At 31.6% G+C, this 19,634-nt stretch carries 17 protein-coding genes, 1 tRNA gene, 2 rRNA genes and 1 other annotated feature; of the genes, 2 read left to right on the top strand and 18 right to left on the bottom strand.

The genetic code is table 11. The features are described 5' to 3' along the window. Positions 1–2: 2 nt before the first annotated feature. From ilvA to KQI86_RS11745, 4 genes are all read right to left on the bottom strand, one after another. The gene (gene ilvA, locus KQI86_RS11760) at positions 3–1,214 is read right to left on the bottom strand and encodes a threonine ammonia-lyase (RefSeq protein ID WP_216439583.1); all 1,212 of its coding nucleotides are present in this window, start codon (positions 1,212–1,214) and stop codon (positions 3–5) included. 35 nt (positions 1,215–1,249) lie between these two features. Further along, the gene (locus tag KQI86_RS11755; protein WP_216439582.1) at positions 1,250–2,962 is read right to left on the bottom strand and encodes a proline--tRNA ligase; all 1,713 of its coding nucleotides are present in this window, start codon (positions 2,960–2,962) and stop codon (positions 1,250–1,252) included. Positions 2,963–3,013: 51 nt separating this feature from the next. Then, positions 3,014–3,187, bottom strand: a binding site (T-box leader). 52 nt (positions 3,188–3,239) lie between these two features. Continuing rightward, a complete protein-coding gene (gene ispD, locus KQI86_RS11750) occupies positions 3,240–3,932 on the bottom strand; it encodes a 2-C-methyl-D-erythritol 4-phosphate cytidylyltransferase (protein ID WP_216440214.1) in 693 nt (230 codons plus the stop codon). A gap of 16 nt (positions 3,933–3,948) precedes the next feature. Continuing rightward, positions 3,949–5,049 (bottom strand): PIN/TRAM domain-containing protein, encoded by a 1,101-nt coding sequence (locus KQI86_RS11745; protein ID WP_216439581.1) that lies wholly within the window; start codon positions 5,047–5,049, stop codon positions 3,949–3,951. 376 nt (positions 5,050–5,425) lie between these two features. On the opposite strand from KQI86_RS11745, the gene KQI86_RS11740 reads away from it, so the two are divergent. Next, entirely contained in the window at positions 5,426–5,830 is a 405-nt protein-coding gene (locus KQI86_RS11740; RefSeq protein WP_216439580.1) for a nucleoside triphosphate pyrophosphohydrolase family protein, read from the top strand. Between the two features lie 47 nt (positions 5,831–5,877). On the opposite strand, the gene disA is transcribed toward KQI86_RS11740, so the two are convergent. The 10 genes from disA to KQI86_RS11690 all read right to left on the bottom strand — a co-directional run bounded on the left by disA (position 5,878) and on the right by KQI86_RS11690 (position 16,004). Continuing rightward, on the bottom strand, positions 5,878–6,948 hold the full coding sequence (gene disA, locus KQI86_RS11735; protein ID WP_216439579.1) for a DNA integrity scanning diadenylate cyclase DisA: 1,071 nt from the start codon (positions 6,946–6,948) through the stop codon (positions 5,878–5,880). 16 nt (positions 6,949–6,964) lie between these two features. Further along, the gene (gene radA, locus KQI86_RS11730; RefSeq protein WP_216439578.1) at positions 6,965–8,326 is read right to left on the bottom strand and encodes a DNA repair protein RadA; all 1,362 of its coding nucleotides are present in this window, start codon (positions 8,324–8,326) and stop codon (positions 6,965–6,967) included. Positions 8,327–8,437: 111 nt separating this feature from the next. Beyond that, positions 8,438–9,169 carry a glucosamine-6-phosphate deaminase gene (nagB, locus tag KQI86_RS11725; protein WP_216439577.1) on the bottom strand — a complete coding sequence of 244 codons (732 nt, stop codon included), beginning with the start codon at positions 9,167–9,169 and terminating at the stop codon, positions 8,438–8,440. Between the two features lie 177 nt (positions 9,170–9,346). After that, a complete protein-coding gene (locus KQI86_RS11720) occupies positions 9,347–11,779 on the bottom strand; it encodes an ATP-dependent Clp protease ATP-binding subunit (RefSeq protein WP_216439576.1) in 2,433 nt (810 codons plus the stop codon). 16 nt (positions 11,780–11,795) lie between these two features. After that, positions 11,796–12,830, bottom strand: coding sequence for a protein arginine kinase (locus KQI86_RS11715; RefSeq protein WP_216439575.1), 1,035 nt, complete (start codon positions 12,828–12,830; stop codon positions 11,796–11,798). 3 nt (positions 12,831–12,833) lie between these two features. Continuing rightward, a complete protein-coding gene (locus KQI86_RS11710) occupies positions 12,834–13,361 on the bottom strand; it encodes a UvrB/UvrC motif-containing protein (protein ID WP_216439574.1) in 528 nt (175 codons plus the stop codon). A 66-nt stretch (positions 13,362–13,427) separates the two neighbouring features. After that, positions 13,428–13,886, bottom strand: coding sequence for a CtsR family transcriptional regulator (locus KQI86_RS11705; RefSeq protein ID WP_216439573.1), 459 nt, complete (start codon positions 13,884–13,886; stop codon positions 13,428–13,430). Positions 13,887–14,131: 245 nt separating this feature from the next. Continuing rightward, positions 14,132–14,752 carry a histidine phosphatase family protein gene (locus KQI86_RS11700; RefSeq protein WP_246582788.1) on the bottom strand — a complete coding sequence of 207 codons (621 nt, stop codon included), beginning with the start codon at positions 14,750–14,752 and terminating at the stop codon, positions 14,132–14,134. Beyond that, the gene (locus tag KQI86_RS11695) at positions 14,749–15,708 is read right to left on the bottom strand and encodes an ROK family protein (RefSeq protein ID WP_216439572.1); all 960 of its coding nucleotides are present in this window, start codon (positions 15,706–15,708) and stop codon (positions 14,749–14,751) included. The genes KQI86_RS11700 and KQI86_RS11695 overlap by 4 nt, the downstream gene beginning before the upstream one ends. Before the next feature lie 59 nt (positions 15,709–15,767). Next, the gene (locus KQI86_RS11690; protein ID WP_216439571.1) at positions 15,768–16,004 is read right to left on the bottom strand and encodes a hypothetical protein; all 237 of its coding nucleotides are present in this window, start codon (positions 16,002–16,004) and stop codon (positions 15,768–15,770) included. A 178-nt stretch (positions 16,005–16,182) separates the two neighbouring features. On the opposite strand from KQI86_RS11690, the gene rbr reads away from it, so the two are divergent. Continuing rightward, complete coding sequence (gene rbr / locus KQI86_RS11685; RefSeq protein ID WP_216439570.1) at positions 16,183–16,767, top strand: rubrerythrin; 585 nt, start codon at positions 16,183–16,185, stop codon at positions 16,765–16,767. Positions 16,768–16,816: 49 nt separating this feature from the next. Here the strand turns inward: rbr and fusA are convergent, their stop codons facing one another. From fusA to KQI86_RS11665, 4 genes are all read right to left on the bottom strand, one after another. Then, a complete protein-coding gene (fusA, locus tag KQI86_RS11680) occupies positions 16,817–18,901 on the bottom strand; it encodes an elongation factor G (RefSeq protein WP_216439569.1) in 2,085 nt (694 codons plus the stop codon). A gap of 264 nt (positions 18,902–19,165) precedes the next feature. Next, positions 19,166–19,240 (bottom strand) — tRNA-Asn (locus tag KQI86_RS11675). 11 nt (positions 19,241–19,251) lie between these two features. Next, positions 19,252–19,368: ribosomal RNA gene (gene rrf / locus KQI86_RS11670) — 5S ribosomal RNA — on the bottom strand. A 110-nt stretch (positions 19,369–19,478) separates the two neighbouring features. After that, a 23S ribosomal RNA gene (locus KQI86_RS11665) occupies positions 19,479–19,634 on the bottom strand; the annotation flags it as partial.

Raw genomic sequence — 19,634 nt, 5'->3', positions numbered from 1 at the left:
CTTTATCCTACTATTTCTAAATTATAGCCTTTTTTACCTAAACTATCTATAACATTTTGTGCATGCTCTCTAGTTTGAACTTCTATTTCAAAGAGTACATTTGCATAATCTAGTCCTTTGTCGTTCCAATTTGTATCTTGGCGTACTTTTACCACATTTGCTCCCATGGAAACCACACTATTTACTAACTGTCCTAGCTCCCCTACCTTATCTTGTATTTCAACCACAAACCTAATTCTTCTCTTTAGTATGATAAGCTGCCTATCAATTATTTTTGAGAGTACAGCTATATCTATATTGCCTCCACTTACTAAACAAACAATATTTTTCCCTTTAACATTTACTTTGTTGTTTAATACAGCACTTATAGCTACTGCTCCTGCCCCCTCTGAAACTAATTTTGAACGCTCCATCAGGCAAAATATACCGTACGCAATTTCATCCTCTGAAACTGTTACTATGTCATCTACATATTTCCTAATATATTCAAAGGTTATATCTCCAGGAGTTTTTACAGAGATACCATCTGCTAATGATTTCACACCAGGTAGAGTAACAATCTTCCCTTCTTCTAGTGAAGCTTTAGATGAAGCTATAATAGATGGCTGTACTCCTATTATTTTAATCTCTGGCTTAATAGACTTAGCAGCTAGCGCAATACCTGATATTAAGCCGCCGCCTCCTATTGGTACTACTATGGCATCTACATCTTCTAATTCTTCTAATATTTCAACTCCTATGGTCCCTTGGCCTGCAATTACATCCTCATCATTAAAAGGATGAATAAATGTAGCTCCTATTTCCTTTTGTACCTCTAATGCCTTTGCATAACATTCATCATATACTTCCCCATATTGTATAACTTTAGCTCCATAAGCCTTTGTAGCTTGAACTTTTGCTTGTGGTGCAGTTTGTGGCATAACTATAGTAGATTTTATGCCTAAGGCTGTAGCTGCATAAGCTACCCCTTGGGCATGATTTCCTGCTGAAGAAGCTATAACTCCCCTTGCTTTCTCTTCTTCACTTAAATTTACTATTTTGTTATATGCTCCCCTAATCTTAAAAGCTCCAGTCTTTTGTTTGTTTTCACATTTTAGATAAACATTATATCCACTTTCTCTTGAAAAAGTAGTTGAATAAAAGAGCGGAGTTTTCCTAGCCACACTTGCTATATTTTCCTGAGCTATCTTTATATTATTTAAATCAAGTTTCATTACATACATCCCCCAAATTCATTATTAAATAATTATTAAAGTCTCATATTATTTTTAGCAAATTCCTCTTTTATCTTTTCGTAAACCTGTTCTACACTTACCACTTCATTTTCAGAAGAACTTCTTAATTTGAACTCTACATTTCCTTCTTTAATTTTCTTACCAACAGTAACCCTCATTGGTATGCCTATTAAGTCTGCGTCTTTAAATTTCACTCCTGCTCTTTCATCTCTATCATCAAGTAGTACTTCTAATCCCATCTTATGAAGTTTATCATGTATTTCTTCTGCAATCTTAACCTGCTCTTCATCTTTCATAACCGCTGGAACTACTATAACTTGATATGGTGCTATAGCTAATGGCCATATTATTCCATTCTCATCGTGGTTTTGTTCAATAACTGTAGCCATGGTTCTATTGATTCCTATTCCATAGCATCCCATTATTAATGGCTTAGCTTCTCCTTTTTCATCTAAGAATGTAGCTCCCATAGACTCTGAATACTTAGTTCCTAACTTAAAAATATGACCTACTTCTATACCTCTAGCTACAGTAATACTGTTTTCACATTTAGGGCATTTATCTCCTTCAACGGCCTTTCTAAAGTCACCAACCTTTCCTTCAAAATCTCTTTTATAGTTAGCATTAATATAATGGTAACCAGTATCGTTAGCTCCTATAATAAAATTATACATGTTTGCCACTTCTTCATCAACTAACAGTAAATCTGCTTTTATTCCTACAGGTCCTGCAAAACCAATTTCTGCATTTGTTGCTGCTTTAACAGTCTCAGCATCTGCCATTTCAAAATCTACAGCCCCACCTATGGCATTTACAACTTTTACTTCGTTTACTTCCCTATCTCCTCTTACCATAACAGCTATTACTTTTCCATCTGATAGATAAATTAATGTCTTAGCAAATTTTTTGGAATTAGTTTTAAAAAACTTAACTAGATCTTCTATTGTTTTCGCATCTGGAGTAGAAATCTTTTCTATAGTAGCTAATTCTTCTTTCTCACTTATTTCAGCTGTAGAAGGTGCTTTTTCTATATTAGCAGCGTATTCACAGTGAGTACAAAATGCTATTTCATCTTCTCCAACTTCTGATTGAACCATAAACTCCGCTGAACCTGATCCGCCCATTGCTCCTGAGTCAGCTTCAACACATTTACAATTTAAGCCACATCTTTTAAATATATTATGATAAGCTTCATACATTTTATTATAGCTTATATCTAATCCTTCATTGTCTTTATCAAAGCTATAAGCATCTTTCATTACAAATTCTCTTGATCTCATAACTCCAAATCTTGGTCTTCTTTCATCTCTATATTTTGTTTGAATTTGATATAAATTTAAAGGTAATTGTTTATAGGACTTGATTTCATTTCTAGCTATGTCCGTAAACACTTCCTCATGAGTTGGTCCTAGACAAAACTCTCTTTCATTTCTATCCTTCAACTTAAACATTTCTGGTCCAAATACTTCCCATCTACCGGATTCTTTCCACAATTCTGATGGCAATACTGCTGAAGCTAAAAATTCTTGTGCTCCTGCGTTATCCATCTCTTCTCTAACTATATCCTCAATTTTTTTTATAACTCTTAACCCAAAAGGCATAAAATTATAAATACCAGAAGCCATTTTTCTCATCATACCTGCTCTAAGCATTAATTGATGACTTATTATTTCCGCTTCTGCTGGTGTTTCTCTTAGAGTTCCTACAAGCATTTTTGATAATTTCATATTATATTCCTCCTTAATAAGTTTAATCTCAAAAAATAAAAAATCGCCCTATTATAGGGCGATGAGTCGCGGTACCACCTAATTTTATCACTTAGTCTCTATAACGGTTATTTCCGGTAGGTTTTTCCTACAGCTCCAAAGCGGGTTCAAAACAGTTGAAAATCTTTCAGCCTGGGACTTTCTCTCTGTAACTTTGTTTCTACTATTCTTCTTCACGGCTTTATATTGAATTATAACAATAATTATATTTAAAAAACTATAACTGTCAAGTGTTACTTTAACAATTAAGCATTTGCGATAAATTTTTCCCAATAATTAGATCCTCGGGAGTAGTTATTTTAATATTAGAGTACTCACCTTTATAAATATATACCCTATAACCAAAATATTCTACAACGGAAGTATCATCTGTAATTTTAATATTCTTATCTAAAATGTCATTGTGGCATTTCAGTATTAAGTCATATTGAAAACATTGTGGAGTTTGAATACTTATTAAAGTATCTCTGTCTAAATTCTCGCAAGAAAATCCTTTATCATCTATTATTTTAATAGTATCTTTTGGAGTAACACCGCAAGCGGCAGCTCCATGCATGTTAGCATACTTAATTCCGTCTGATATTATTTTTTTAGATATAAAAGGCCTTGCTCCATCATGAATGAGAACTATATTAGCATCATCTACTTCTTTTAATCCATTAAGTACAGAATGCTGTCTTTCTTCTCCACCACAAACTACCTTTTTTACTTTTTTTATTCCATATTTATTTATTATCTCATTTTTACAGTAATCAATTTCTTCCTCCGCAGCTACTAAAATAATACTATTAATCTCTTCATGTTGGTCAAAAGCTTTTAATGTATAATATAGAATGGGTTTATTGTTTATATCTAAAAATTGTTTATTAAAACCCACTCCCATTCTTTTCCCTTTACCAGCTGCTAAAATCAAAGCACAATTTCCTAACATTTTTTTCTCCTCTGGATTAGTCAATACCATCCTTCTGTCTAGCAAATATCATTCTACCTGCTGCTGTTTGTAATACAGAAGTAACAACTACATCTATGGTTTCTCCCATAGATTTTCTGCCGCCTTCTACTACAATCATAGTTCCATCATCTAAATAGGCTACACCTTGCCCTGATTCCTTTCCATCTTTAACGATTTGTATTCTCATCTCTTCTCCTGGAAGAACTACAGGTTTTACTGCATTAGCTAGCTCATTTATATTCAATACTGGTACTCCCTGAAATTCAGCAACTTTATTTAAATTGTAGTCATTAGTTATAACTTTTCCATTTAGCACTTGTGCTAGCTTTAACAATTTGCTATCCACTTCAGCAATATCTGGAAAATCTTTTTCATATATTTGAACTTCTATATTTAATTCTTTTTGTATTTTGTTTAATATATCTAATCCTCTTCTACCTCTGTTTCTTTTTAAACCATCAGAGGAGTCAGCTATATGCCTTAATTCTTCAAGAACAAAGTTAGGAATTACAAGGGTTCCTTCTACAAATCCTGTTTGACATATATCAAATATTCTACCATCTATTATAACAGATGTGTCTAATACCTTAGGATCTCCTTTATATAATTTACTCTTTTTATCTTTACTTGGAGTTCCAGATTTTTTTAAGTTTGTGAACAATGCAAGTATATCTTCTCTTTTCTTAAGTGCAATATTAGCTCCAAGCGCAGCCATAAGTAAAGCCACTCCAACTGCTAACACTACACCTATAATAGGTATTTTAGATAAAAGGGTTACAAATATAGCTGATATTCCCAACCCAATTATAGCACCAAAAGCAGCCAATAATATTTCGTGTGTTGGTATCTTTTGTATGCTTTTTTCTGCATAGTCCATAACTTTCATGATAAAAATAGTAATCCAAGGAGATATTAAAAATAATATGAGTCCAAATAAAATACTTGATAAAGAAATGAATAAAACACTTTTAAGAGGACTATTCTGAAAATAATCCAGTTTTGAAAATAATTCTGTATTTAACATTTCTGAACTTATTATAAATCCAAGAGTAACACCTATAGTTGTAAACAAACCTCTCAATACCTTTTTTAACATCTCAATTCACCTCCTATGTTAATTATTTGCTTTTTTAATGTTTAAATATATTTTTAATATATATTAATTAATACTAATTTTCAACAACAGTTAAAATATTTAATTATTTGTTCATTATTTAATTATTTGTTCATTATTTGATTATTTTTTATTATTATAAATTTTTATCCCCCTATTCTAAAACTGATTTTTGAATTATTATATATATGTGAGTATAAAGACACATATCTTCATGATTCGTAGAAATCCTTGATTTCGTTTTGAATCAGTACTCCTTAGCTATGCTGAGTGAGTTTCATTACAAATTGACAAACTTATAAGAAAAAAACTATAATTATCTCGATAGCCAACATTTTACTATAAGGAGCTGAACTCTATGAAAGATATAATATTTGATAATTTTCAAAATTCCGTTGACGAATCCCTGTTAAGACATAAAAGCATTCTAGATATTATGACAAAACTTCAAGAATCAGATGCCAGAATAAATAGAGCAGTCGCCAAATCAGTTACAAACTGCGGGTGTATTCATATAGAAGCAAAAAATCAATTATCTATAGAAGATAATGAAGATATCGACATAAATGAATTACCAAATATATTAGACACACATACAAGAGGGTTCTTATGCGAAAATTGTAGAGAAGTTATAGAAAGAGAAGTAGGTAATCACCTTTTCTATTTAACTTCCCTATGCAATACATTAGATATCAACTTATATGATGTACTAATAAAAGAATATGATAGAATACATACCTTAGGAAAATATTCATTAAGATAGGACTTACTTTATATAGAGCCGGTAAATGTAATGAACATTTACTTGCTCTATATATCCTTAGGTCTATCTATCATTACTTGTTCGCGCAATCTCCTCAATCCATTTTTGATAGCCTTTGCTCTTGCTTCTCCAATACCTTCTACATTGTCCAACTGCTCGAAACTTGCTTCCATAACTGCTTTAAGCTCTTTAAAATGTCTTACTAAATTGTCTATTACATTGCTAGGTATTCTTGGTATTTTGTTCAACATTCTATATCCTCTTGGAGATATTAAAGTATCTACTAAAGGTACCCCAGTATACCCTAAATTTTTTGAAATAATATCCAAATTCAATAAGTCTTCTGAAGATAATCCCTGAATTTGCTTATACACTTCACCATAATCAAAATAGGTCTCACAATAATCTCTAATCAACAAAATTTCATCTTGCTCTACAGATTTTACCAATTCATTTAATTGCATAGAAATCAATCTTCCTTCATTACCAAGTTCACAAATATATCTTTCGATTTCTCCAACAATTCTCATAACCATCTCTGTTCTTTGTATGGCGGTCATTACATCAAATAAGCTAACAATGTCTTGAAACTCTAGTACATTTAAAGTGCTTACCACCCTATCTAACACCGCTACATATTTTTCTAAAGTTTGCAGGGCTTGATTGGCTTTTCCCAATATAATACTACTATCTCTTAGTATGTATTTAATATTTCCTTTGTAAACAGATATAATATTTCTTCTCTGAGATATAGCTATTACTATTGTCCCTGTTTGTTTTGCCATCCTATCTGCTGTTCTATGTCTTGTTCCCGTCTCAAAGGTTGGTATAGTATGATCAGGCATTAGTTGAGCATTTGCACACATTATTCTTTTTAAATCACTACTTATTACTATTGCCCCATCCATTTTAGCTAATTCATATACATATGAAGGGCTATATTCTGAGTCAATTATAAAACCACCATCTACTACGCTTAAAACTTGCTCATTATCGCTTAATACTATAAGTCCACCTGTTTTAGCTCTTAGTATATTTTCTAAGCCTTCTCTTAATGTCGTCCCTGGAGCCATTATTTTTAGAATATTCATAAGTTCTTTATCTTTTTCTAATCTCACTTTTCCTCACCTATACTTAAAATACTTTATTTATAACTTCTTTTAATGTCGATACTCCCATAACACTTATACCATCTGATAATATCTTATCTTTATTTCTTTGGGGAACTATAAAGTTTTTAAAACCCATCTTTTTACCTTCATTGACTATTTTTTCGCTGAAACTAACAGGTCTTACCTCACCTGTTAAACCTATTTCTCCTACCACAAGAAGCTTCTCTAATTTTGTTTCACAGCTTTTTATGCTAGATATAAGAGCTAGAGCAATTCCTAAATCCCCAAAAGTTCCTTCTATATTTAACCCTCCGACCACATTAATGTATACATCATATTTATAAAATGGCAATCTTAGCTTCTTCTCTAATACAGCCAAAATTAGATTTAACCTTGGGTTATCAATTCCTACAGAAGTTCTTCTTGGCATGGCAGCCTTAGTTTCCGTAACAAGTGCTTGAACTTCCACTAAAATTGGTCTACTCCCCTCCATAACACCAATTACTATAGAACCCTCCTTATTAAAGTCGGTATCTTCTAAGAAAACTGCAGATGGATTTGCTACTTCTTCTAAACCTTTTTCTCTCATCTCAAAAACGCCTATTTCACTAGTAGTTCCAAAACGATTTTTTATTGTTCTTAATATCCTAAATTCTTCTGTTCTTTCACCCTCAAAATGTAAAACAGTATCAACCATATGTTCCAATACCTTTGGTCCTGCTAAAGCTCCTTGTTTTGTAACATGAGCTACAATAAAAAATGGTATGCCTTTACTCTTTCCTATACGCATTATACTGTTTGAGCCTTCCCTAACTTGAGATACGCTTCCTGGCGCTGATGAAATAGACGGATGATATAATGTCTGAACAGAGTCAACTATTACAAATATTGGATTGAATTTATTTACATGATGTTCTATATTTTCAATATTAGTTTCAGAAAGTAAATAAAGATCTTTTGATAGAGCTTGTAACCGCTCACCTCTTATTTTTATTTGTTCTTCTGACTCTTCTCCTGATATGTATAAAACTTTTCCATACTTTTTCGATATATTATTAGCTACTTGTAATAGTAATGTAGATTTACCTATGCCTGGATCACCAGAAATAAGTATTAAAGATCCTTTTACAATACCTCCACCCATAACCCTATTGAGTTCTTTAATATCAGTATCCAATCTTTCATAATTAAGTGACTTAATTTCTAAAATGCTTTGTGGTTCATTACTTATTTTTAAAATGGATGATGAACTTTTACTTGTTTTTGCCTCCCTGACTTCTTCTACCATACTATTCCATGTGTCACAGTCTGGGCATTTACCTGACCATTTTAAAGCCTCATATCCACATTCTTGACAAACATAGTAATTTTTAATCTTCCCCATTTAATCAACTCCTCATTTACCCTGCAATTTATTATTATACAATATAATTGCAAAGTTTTGTCAATAATAAAGGAGGAAGTTTAAAAAAATTAAACCTTCCTCCCTATATACTTATTTGTTCAATAAAGATGCAGCTTCCTCGTCTAATACTACTGTACAATTATTATGTATTTGGAGTATTGATGCAGGTAATTCAGTAGTTATTTTGCCACTAAATAATTTTGCAACTATATCAGCCTTATTCTTTCCTGAAATTAAAAGTATTATTCTCTTTGCTTTCATAATACTTCCTATTCCCATAGTTATTGCTTGAGTAGGCATTTCCTCCCTACTAGAAAAAAACCTTAAATTAGAAGATATAGTCTCATCAGTTAAATCTTCAATATGTGTATCCATGTATAAATGTTTATTAGGCTCATTAAATCCTATATGACCATTAACACCTATGCCTAATACTTGAATATCTACTCCGCCTTTTTCCTCCATAAGTTCTTCATATTTTTTGCATTCATCGTCAACATCTTGTGCTACTCCATTAGGTACAAAAGTATTATTTTTATCTATGTTTATATGATTAAACAAATTATCATCCATAAAATATCTATAACTTTGATTATGATCTCCATCAAGTCCTCTATATTCATCTAAATTAAAAGTAGTAATTTTTGAAAAATCTATTTCTCCTTCCTTATGCAGTTTTACCAGCTCTTTGTATAATCCAATTGGTGTACTACCAGTAGCTAATCCTAGTACACAATTTGGTTTTTCATCTATTAATTTTTTTATTTCCAATGCTGCAAATCTACTTAATTCATCATAACTTTTCTTTATTTCAATATTCAAAATCTATCCCTCCGTATTAATTAATTATTGACTATTGTACTTTAGTAATTAAAATTTCTACACAATATAATAAAATCCTCTTTAATTATACTAATATTTATACTTATTATTAAATTTAATAAAATACGAAAAAATTTATAAAAAGGGCAGATATCTCTTATATCTGCCCTTTTTCATCTAATTTTTATTAAATATTAATTTATCATCTTCAACGGTTACTAATACTTGCTCTCCTCTATTAATATTTCCTCTTAATATTTCCTCTGATAATTTATCTTCTACAGTTTTTGTGATGGCTCTTCTTAAAGGTCTAGCGCCAAATACAGGATCGAATCCTTCTTTAGCTAATAGCTTTTCTGCTTTGTCATCAAAACTTATATCTATATCTTGTTCTTTAAGTCTTTCTTTTACTGATTTCAACATCAATCTAACAATTTCTTGTAAGTGCTTCTCCTCTAACTGATGAAATACTATTATATCATCTATTCTATTTAAGAATTCAGGTCTAAAGGAACGTTTTAGTTCTTCCATAATATTATTTTTCATGCTCTCATACTGACTTTCGCTTTCGTTGGTACTAGTTGAAAAACCTAATGTCCTCTGTTTTTTAATTGTAGAGGCACCTACATTGGATGTCATTATTATTATGGTATTTTTGAAGTTAACGGTTTTACCTTTTCCATCTGTTAGTATACCATCCTCTAATATTTGTAATAGTACATTAAATACATCCGGATGAGCCTTCTCTATTTCATCAAATAATACAACAGAATATGGATTTCTTCTTACTTTTTCAGTTAATTGACCACCCTCATCATATCCTACATATCCTGGAGGAGATCCTATAAGTCTAGATACAGTATGTTTTTCCATGTACTCCGACATATCTATCCTTACCATGCTAGATTCATCTCCAAACATAGCCTCTGCCAATGCTTTAGATAACTCAGTTTTTCCAACACCAGTAGGTCCTAAGAAAATAAATGATCCTATAGGTCTATTTGGGTCTTTTAGACCAACTCTTGCTCTTCTAACTGCTCTCGCTACTGACTTTACTGCTTCCTCCTGACCAATTACTCTATTATGCAAAATTTCTTCAAGCTTTAGAAGCTTTGCAGATTCTTTTTCAGTAAGCTTTTCCACAGGAATATTGGTCCATTTAGAAACTACTGAGGCTATTTGCTCCTCGGATACAGTGTATGTGCTAACTTGCTTTTGTGTTTTCCAGTCAGATTTTAAATCTTCTAATTTACCTTTTAACTCTTTTTCATTATCTCTCAGCTTCGCTGCCTTTTCAAAGTTTTGAACTCTTATAGCATCCTCTTTTTCTTTGGTTACTTTTTCCAATTGTTCTTCTAATTGCTTCATATCAGGTGGAGCAATCATATTTTCTATTCTCACTCTTGATGCACCTTCATCTATTAAATCTATCGCCTTATCTGGCAAATATCTGTCAGTTATATATCTATCTGACAAATTTACAGCTGCTTCGATTGCATCATCAGTTATTTTAACTCTATGATGTGCTTCATATTTATCTCTAACCCCTTTAAGAATTAGTATTGTTTCCTCTTTTGTTGGTTCTCCTACTGTTATAGGTTGAAATCTTCTTTCTAGTGCTGCATCTTTTTCAATATATTTTCTATACTCATCTATCGTTGTTGCACCAATACATTGTATTTCTCCTCTTGCCAAAGCTGGCTTTAATATGTTAGATGCATCAATGGCTCCTTCTGCAGCGCCTGCTCCTATTATTGTATGAATTTCATCTATAAATAATATTACATTTCCAACCTTCCTTATTTCTTCCATTACCTTTTTTAATCTTTCTTCAAATTCACCTCTATATTTCGCCCCTGCGATCATTGATGATAAATCTAAAGTAACTACTCTTTTATCTCTTAATATCTCTGGTATATTTGTCTCAACAATTTTTTGAGCTAACCCTTCAGCAATAGCAGTTTTACCTACTCCAGGATCCCCAATTAAGCAAGGATTATTTTTAGTTCTTCTACAGAGAATTTCTAGAACTCTTTGAGTCTCTTTTTCCCTTCCTATAACTGGATCCAATTTACCTTCTCTTGCCATTTCGGTTAAATCTCTTCCAAATTGATTCAAAGTTGGAGTGTCACTATTATTTATTTTACTATTTATAGATTCACCTATTTTTTGTTCTCCCGCTAGATTTTCTAGCAAATTCTTTCTTAGCTTTGTAAAATCTATTCCTAAATTGTTTAATATTGTGTAAGCCACGCCTTCTGATTCCTTTATCAACGCAAGTAAAATATGCTCTGGGCTAATAAAATTATGGCTTAAATTTCTAGCTTCTAATAAACTTAGCTCTAAAAGTCTCTTTGTTCTTGGAGTTAATGGAATCTCATTTTTGTATATGTTAAGATCTCCCTTGCCTTCATATTCCTCAATTAAATTTTTAACATCTTCTAATGTAATTCCTACATCATTAAGCAAGTTTTTTGCTAATCCTTCTTCTTTTAATATACCAAGTAATATATGCTCAGTTCCCACATAGCCATGCTTCAACTCCTGTGCTTCTTGTTGGGCATACATTAATACTTTTTGCGCTCTCTCTGTAAATCTTCCGTATATCATTACAATTCACCACCCTTTATATTGATTGTCTATTTAGACTTTTTCTTAGCAATTCAGCTCTATATATACTACTTTCTCTATCTGAAAGTTCTCTATTATAAACTTTTTGTAACATAGCTCCTTGAGTGTTTACCATTAACTCATTCAAAGTATTTTTGTCAATATCATTTATTATACCCATCTCAATTCCAAATCTTACATTGGACAATAAGCTTAAACACTCTGCTGAGTCCATTATAAATGAAGACTTTAATATGCCGTATGCCCTATATATTCTATCTTTTAACTCATATTCATAAGTCTTTATAAATTTTTCTCTAGCTAAATTTTCTTGATTAATTATATGATTTACTACTGCCTTTAAATTATCTAATATCTCTTTTTCACTTACTCCTAGAGTTACTTGATTAGATATTTGATATATATTACCCCTGGATTTTGATCCCTCACCATACATTCCCCTAATTGTCATACCTACTTGAGTAAGTGCATTGAATACTCCCGTCATCTCATTACTCATAGATAATGCAGGTAGGTGAATCATAACTGATGCTCTAAGTCCAGTTCCTATATTAGTAGGACAAGCTGTCATATATCCTAGCTGTTCACTATATGCATAATCTAATTTTTCCTCCAATAGGTCATCTATCTTGTTTGCTGCATCATAGGTTTCCTCTAAATTTAATCCTGATGTTATGCATTGTATCCTTAAATGATCTTCCTCATTAATCATAATACTTACTGTTTCGTCTTTATTGATTATAAAGGCTGCGCTCATATAATTTGATAATAGCTTACTGCTTATAAGATGCTTATCTAGATAAATGTTATTATTTAAAGGGTCAGATTGCCAAAGATAATATGTGCTGTAATCCTGTGTAGTATTGCAGGATGAATAAAAGGCTTCTTCTATAGTATTTACTAAATCTCTTCCCTCTTCTTCTTTTAATTTGTGAGGAAAAAATATATTTTTTATATTTCTTGCCAATCTTATTCTACTACTTATTACTATTTCTTTATTATCTTCCGGAGAAATTAACCAGTTTTTCACATTCTATACCTCCTCTCCCTTTTCCTTTCCAAATCCTTTTATTATATCTCTTAATTCAGCAGCTTTCTCATATTCTTCTTTTTCTATGGCATTCTTTAATTCTTCTTTTAAATTATTGATTTTTCTCACTTCTATAATAGATTTGCCAGCTCTTTTGGGAATTTTACCCACATGCTCTACATTCCCTTGAACTCTTTTTATTACTGACATCAATGTATTATTTAAGTTAGTGTAACATTCACTACATCCAACTAAACCTTTATTTTTAAATTCTCCATAATTAGTGCCGCAATTATTGCAAGTAAGTGAAATATTATCTTCTTGCTTCAATGGTTGATTTATATAATCCATTATTCCACTCAATATATTTTGAAAAGTAAAAGGGGAAGAAAAATCTATATCCACAGGTAGGTCAAATCCACCCATTTCTTTTGCACATTTTTCACATAAATTGAGTTGACTTTTAACACTATTAACAATCTGAGTTAAATGAACATTGGCATCATTCTTTTTACATCTTTCACATAACATAACAACACCTCCTGTTAGCAGATTATAATTAATTCTATTTAATACAATTATACCATATAAATACAATTATAATAAAAGTACAATCATCATATTCTTTAATATGTCCGCTCTTACCTTATTTTTCATTTCTCCACACAAATAAAGAGTTCTATCATTTATAGCTACCTTAATAAGATTCCCTTCTTTTTCTAATATTATATTTCTTTCTACAAGATTATCTATTATTTGTAACGCACTATGAAATGTTATACTATCTGCTATTTTATGATTTATATTATTTACCAAATATTCATTTCTATCTATATCTATATATTTAATTACTATGTATCCCCCTCCCCCTCGCTTACTTTCTACATAATAACCTTTATCTGTAGTAAAACGGGTAGTTAATACATAGTTAATTTGAGATGGAGCACAGCTAAAATAATTAGCTAACTCATTCCTTTGAATTTGCAATTCTCTTTCTTCTGCACTATCTAACATACTTTTTATAAATTCTTCAATTATATCTGATAATCTCGCCATAATACACCTCATTGACTTTGACTTTCTTTGACCTTAATTTAATATTAATATTTTTTTCGTAATGACTCAACATCTAAATTATTGGTATTTATCATTATTTTTGCCCTTATTTTAAAATAAATACACTTAACTTCCTATATCTAACTATTTCTATGCTTTATGCATTACAAAAAAGATATGATAACTTTAATTAAGTTATCATATCTTTTTTATGAACTATTTATGATTTTACAATTTAAGCCCTTTTATAACTCATTATTAAAATGAGATATATCCGCTTTTAAAGTTACCTCTTTCACATTATCTCCAATTCTTATCATAGTCAAACTCGTAGGATGAATAAATATGTCATCCCAAAAGTCTTCTAAATTCTTATTTTCTATATAAGCTAACATAGATCTTAACGTTATAGTATGTGTAACTACCAAAATATTCTTTCCTCTATGTTTATCTACTATTTCTTCTATAAAGGAAGTTGTCCTATTTACAATATTACTAAAAGTTTCTCCTTCTATAGGCTTATACAAATGAGGTTTATTCCAAAAATTATATAGCTCTTCTTTATATATATTTTCTATATCCTCCTGTAGCATACCTTCCCATTTCCCCATATTTATTTCTCTTAATCTATCATCAAACTCTATTAAAATATTCCTATCTCCTCTAAGTATTTGTGCTGTATAAGAAGCTCGTCCTATTGGACTGGAATATATAACATCAATATCTAAATCATTTAATTTTTTTCCTAATAATTCAGCTTGTATGACACCTTTATCCGTTAGAGGTGAGTCCTTCCATCCCTGCATCCTACCTTGAGTATTCCAAAGAGTTTCACCATGTCTAGTTAAATATAAATCTGTTATCAAAATTCCACTCCCTCCTCAATTAGAGCTAGGGCAACTGCTCCCATTACCCCTGCGTCTCCCCCTAGCTTTGGTGGTACTATCTTACAAGATTCCGCCATAGTTTTAAAGCATCTATTATCTACAACTTCTCTAACTGAGTTGAAAACTATGTCTCCAGCTTTTGCTACCCCACCGCCTATAATAATCATCTCTGGATCAAAGCTAGCTACTATATTGGATATACATATTCCTAAGTAATTTAAGCTTTTTTTTATTATATTATTTGACACCAAATCTCCACTCTGAGCTTCTTTGAATACTTCAAATGCAGTTATATTTTTATAATTACTAAGAGAGGTTTCTTCTCCATTTTCTACCGCTTCTTTCCCTTGCCTAGCGATAGCGGTACCTGACGAAACAGCTTCAGCACACCCATAATTTCCACAATTACATTTTGGCCCGTTAGGTTCTATCGTCATATGGCCTATCTCTAAAGCATTATATGTATTTCCTCTATATAGCCTATTATTTAAAATAGCTCCACCACCTATACCTGTGCTTACAGTAACATAAATCATATCTTTAGTTCCTTTTCCAGCACCAAATAAAAACTCTCCCATAGCAGCTACATTTGCATCATTATCTAAATAGGTTGGTACTTTATATTTGTTTATTATTGGATTTACAATATTGAAATTTCTAAATGGTAAGTTAGGCGTAGTTATAATGATTCCTTCTTTTGAATTTAAAGGTCCTGGTGAGCCTATACCTATGGCTCTTACATCTTGTATTGTCTTATTGCTATCCTGTAATACTCTATCTATGGTATCTATAATTTTACTTAATACTGCCTGTTCTCCTTTAGATGCTTCTGTATATATTGTATATTGGCTTATCACATTACCTTCTAAATCAGATAATACTGAATTTATTTTAGTTCCACCTAAATCAATACCTATAATATAATTTTTACTCATTAACATTCCCCCACAGCAATGTAATATTTTATTATATTATACCATAGTCTTACACCATTTTACTCTCTGTTCTTCTTACCAGCTAATATATAGGGGTATTGACCACTTAGCTCCTCTCTTATTATATAAAACCCTTTTTCTTTTAACATGCTACATATAATTCCAATCTCATCTTTATTACCTCTTAAATTAATGGTTAAGCTATCATTCTCATTTACTATTTCCATATAGTCGTTTATGCTGCTATAATCGGAAAGTTCAATGGCACCCTTAATATCTAATTTATAATCTGACATAACTAGTCCTCCTTCCTCTTCTAGATCCAAGTTATTTTTTGTTAAACACAAATTAAATATACATTTATCCCTATGTTTATATTAATTGACTAAATATTATTTTAGTTTTAGGAGAATTAATGCTACAATGTAATTATATTCACACATTATAAAAATATAATTACGAAGGGGGATTAATATGAAATCATTAAAAGGAACTAAAACAGCTGAAAACTTAATGAAATCTTTTGCCGGAGAATCACAGGCACGTACTAGGTATACCTATTACGCTTCTCAGGCTAAAAAAGAAGGGTATGTTCAGATAAGCAACATTTTTTTGGAAACTGCTGAAAATGAGAAGGAACATGCTAAAAGATTCTTTAAATTTTTAAATGCAGACCTTCAAGGCGAAGTAGTGGATATAGAAGCTTCTTATCCAGTTGGACTTGGTAGTACTGTTCAAAATCTTGAATATGCTGCTAATGGTGAGAATGAAGAATGGACAGAGTTATACCCTGAATTCGCCGATATAGCTGATGAAGAGGGTTTTCCATCAATCGCTACTGTGTTTAGAAAAATTGCTGAAGTAGAACTAAGACATGAAAATAGATTTAGAAAACTTTTAGAAAATATAAAAACTGAAATGGTATTTAAGAAAGATGAAGTTTCTTTATGGAAGTGCAACAATTGCGGATATATATACGAAGGAAAAGAAGCTCCTGACCTATGTCCTGCATGTGCACATCCTCAATCTTATTTTGAAGTTTTTGTTGAAACATATTAATTGAAACATATAAAAAAATCCCCCGTTAATTTAACAGGGGATTTTAAAATTATAATGCTTCTTTTTCTTTTTTTCTCTCTTCAATTATCTTTGTTGTCTCTGATGGCGGTACCTCTTCATATCTTTCAAATTTCATAGTGAAGCTTCCTCTCGCTTGAGTCATAGATCTTAAATCTGTTGCATATTTAAACATCTCAGACTGAGGAACTTCTGCTATAATTTTTTGAAGTTTGCCTACTTGCTCCATACCTAATACTCTTCCTCTTTTTTTGTTTATATCTCCTATTATATCTCCCATATATTCATCTGGTACAAATATTTCTACACTCATAATTGGTTCTAATATTAAGGGTTCTGCCTCCTGCATACCTTTTTTAAATGCAAGAGATGCTGCCATCTTAAAGGACATTTCTGAAGAGTCTACTGGATGGTATGAGCCATCATGCAGTGTAGCCTTTAATCTTATAACTGGATACCCTGCTAAAACTCCTTGAAGTATACATTCCTTTAATCCCTTTTCAACAGCAGGAATATATTGCCTTGGAACAACGCCACCAACTACTTTATCAACAAATTCTAAATCATCTCCATCAAATCTTGGTTCAAACTTGATTTTAACATCGCCATATTGTCCATGTCCACCAGATTGTTTCTTATGCTTTCCTTGAACATCTGATACTTTTCTTATTGTTTCTCTATAAGGTATCTTTGGCGTTTGTAATGCAACCTCTACACCAAATTTATTTTTCAGCTTTGATGTAATAACCTCTAGATGCGTTTCTCCTGTTCCAGAAATTATAGTTTCTGCATTTTCAGTATCTCTTGAAACTGTAAATGTTGGGTCTTCTTCTAATAATCTAGCCAAGCCTGAAGATATCTTCTCTTCATCATTTTTTGATTTAGGCACTACAGCCATAGATATTGCTGGTTTCGGAAATAAAACCTTATCATATAATACTATAAAGTTATTGTCACAAAGCGTATCTCCCGTGCTAGTATATTGAAGTTTTGTAACTGCTCCAATATCTCCAGCAATTATTTTATCCGCTTGAATTTGTTGTTTTCCCTTCATGAAATATAGTGATCCTAATTTTTCTTGCTTTTCTTTATCTGGATTGTATACTGAAATATCTGGTTTAGCTTTACCAGTTAGTACTCTGAACATAGATAGTTTACCTATGAATGGATCTGCGATAGTTTTAAACACGAAAGCTGAGAATGGCGCATCTTCTGAAATATTTATATTAATATCTTTATTGTTTTTTAAATCCTTAGCCTTTTTTCCTTCTACCTCTTCAGGACTAGGAAAGCATTCAATTACATCATCTAATAAACTCTTTATACCTCTACCCGTTAAAGCAGATCCACACATCACTGGTGCTATGTCTCCACTAGCACAACCTTTTATTAATCCGCTATATATTTCTTCATCACTTAAAGTACCTTCACTAAAATATTTTTCTAATAATTCTTCATCAGTTTCTGCTACTGCTTCAATTATCATATTTTTACATTCTTCAACTTTATCTTTCAATTTTTCAGGTACTTCTGCATCTTCAATGTCATCCTTTTGGGGATTATATACTCTTGCTTTATTGGAAATAACATTAATTACTCCCATAAATCCTAATTCTTCTCCTATTGGATATTGAATAGGTACTACTGATATACCAAACTTCGTTTTAAGAGAGTCTAATGTCTTTTCAAAGTTACTATTTTCTCTATCTAATTTATTTATATAAAAAGCTCTTGGAAGTTTGCATTCATTTACATATTCCCAAGCCTTTTCTGTTCCAACTTGCACTCCGGAAGTTCCTGTTAATACTATTAGAGCCACATCTATAGCTCTTAATCCTTCAATCATTTCTCCTACAAAATCAAAATATCCAGGCATATCTACTAAATTAATTTTTACATCTTTCCATTCGCAATGAGCAACGGATGTTGATAAAGAAATTCTTCTTTTCTTTTCTTCTGAATCAAAATCAAATACACTTGTTTCTTCGTCTACCTTTCCAAATCTATCATTGGATTTTGTACGGTAAAGTATTGCATCAGCCAAAGTTGTTTTTCCTGAACCGCTATGTCCTATTATTCCCAAGTTCCTTAAGTTTTTGGTTTTATACTCTTTCATAAGCAATTCCCCCTAACATACTATTGTCCCTTTTTAAATATATTCTACTTTCATACAAAAAATCCTTTAAATTTAATTTAATCTTCTAAATTATTAGACATTGATATTTTTTACCATTATTCATTTCATATAAAAAATAACAATAAAGAGGGGATATAAGCATTCACTTACTCCCCTCTAAAATAGTTTATATTAAATCACAAAAAGAACCTATCTGTTATCTAGGTTCTAACATTACTAATAAATTTTATGTTTTTATAAAAATGGCTCCGCGGAAAGGATTCGAACCTTCAACCTATCGGTTAACAGCCGAGTGCTCCACCATTGAGCTACCGCGGAACAATGTTTAGACCTGGCGACGACCTACTTTCCCACAAGGCCTCCCTTGTAGTATCATCGGCGCATTGAAGCTTAACCTTCGTGTTCGGAATGGAAACGGGTGTTACCTTCAAGCCATTATCACCAGATACTGTTCCACAGAAATCTCTGATTTCGTTTTAGAACAGTACTTCGCAGCTTTAGCTGCCGAAGTTTCATTGAAAGAAATTCTTTCAAAATTGCACAAAGCATTTTAATTAAGATCAAGCCCTCGACCTATTAGTACTAGTCAGCTAAATGTATTACTACACTTACACCTCTAGCCTATCAACCTTGTGTTCTTCAAGGGGTCTTACTAGCTTACGCTATGGGAAATCTAATCTTGAGGTGGGCTTCACGCTTAGATGCTTTCAGC

The sequence above is a fragment of the Clostridium mobile genome, from assembly GCF_018918285.1.
Taxonomy (GTDB): domain Bacteria; phylum Bacillota; class Clostridia; order Clostridiales; family Clostridiaceae; genus Clostridium_AW; species Clostridium_AW mobile.
Note: the sequence above shows the minus strand (reverse complement) of the source record. Positions and strands in the feature narration are given on the sequence as shown.

Excerpts from the sequence above, each read along its gene's own strand:
- ilvA (WP_216439583.1), bottom strand. The coding sequence starts at position 1,214 with ATGAAACTTGATTTAAATAATATAAAGATAGCTCAGGAAAATATAGCA.
- KQI86_RS11755 (WP_216439582.1), bottom strand. The coding sequence starts at position 2,962 with ATGAAATTATCAAAAATGCTTGTAGGAACTCTAAGAGAAACACCAGCA.
- ispD (WP_216440214.1), bottom strand. The coding sequence starts at position 3,932 with ATGTTAGGAAATTGTGCTTTGATTTTAGCAGCTGGTAAAGGGAAAAGA.
- KQI86_RS11745 (WP_216439581.1), bottom strand. The coding sequence starts at position 5,049 with ATGTTAAAAAAGGTATTGAGAGGTTTGTTTACAACTATAGGTGTTACT.
- KQI86_RS11740 (WP_216439580.1), top strand. The coding sequence starts at position 5,426 with ATGAAAGATATAATATTTGATAATTTTCAAAATTCCGTTGACGAATCC.
- radA (WP_216439578.1), bottom strand. The coding sequence starts at position 8,326 with ATGGGGAAGATTAAAAATTACTATGTTTGTCAAGAATGTGGATATGAG.
- KQI86_RS11720 (WP_216439576.1), bottom strand. The coding sequence starts at position 11,779 with ATGATATACGGAAGATTTACAGAGAGAGCGCAAAAAGTATTAATGTAT.
- KQI86_RS11710 (WP_216439574.1), bottom strand. The coding sequence starts at position 13,361 with ATGTTATGTGAAAGATGTAAAAAGAATGATGCCAATGTTCATTTAACT.
- KQI86_RS11705 (WP_216439573.1), bottom strand. The coding sequence starts at position 13,886 with ATGGCGAGATTATCAGATATAATTGAAGAATTTATAAAAAGTATGTTA.
- KQI86_RS11695 (WP_216439572.1), bottom strand. The coding sequence starts at position 15,708 with ATGAGTAAAAATTATATTATAGGTATTGATTTAGGTGGAACTAAAATA.
- KQI86_RS11690 (WP_216439571.1), bottom strand. The coding sequence starts at position 16,004 with ATGTCAGATTATAAATTAGATATTAAGGGTGCCATTGAACTTTCCGAT.
- rbr (WP_216439570.1), top strand. The coding sequence starts at position 16,183 with ATGAAATCATTAAAAGGAACTAAAACAGCTGAAAACTTAATGAAATCT.
- fusA (WP_216439569.1), bottom strand. The coding sequence starts at position 18,901 with ATGAAAGAGTATAAAACCAAAAACTTAAGGAACTTGGGAATAATAGGA.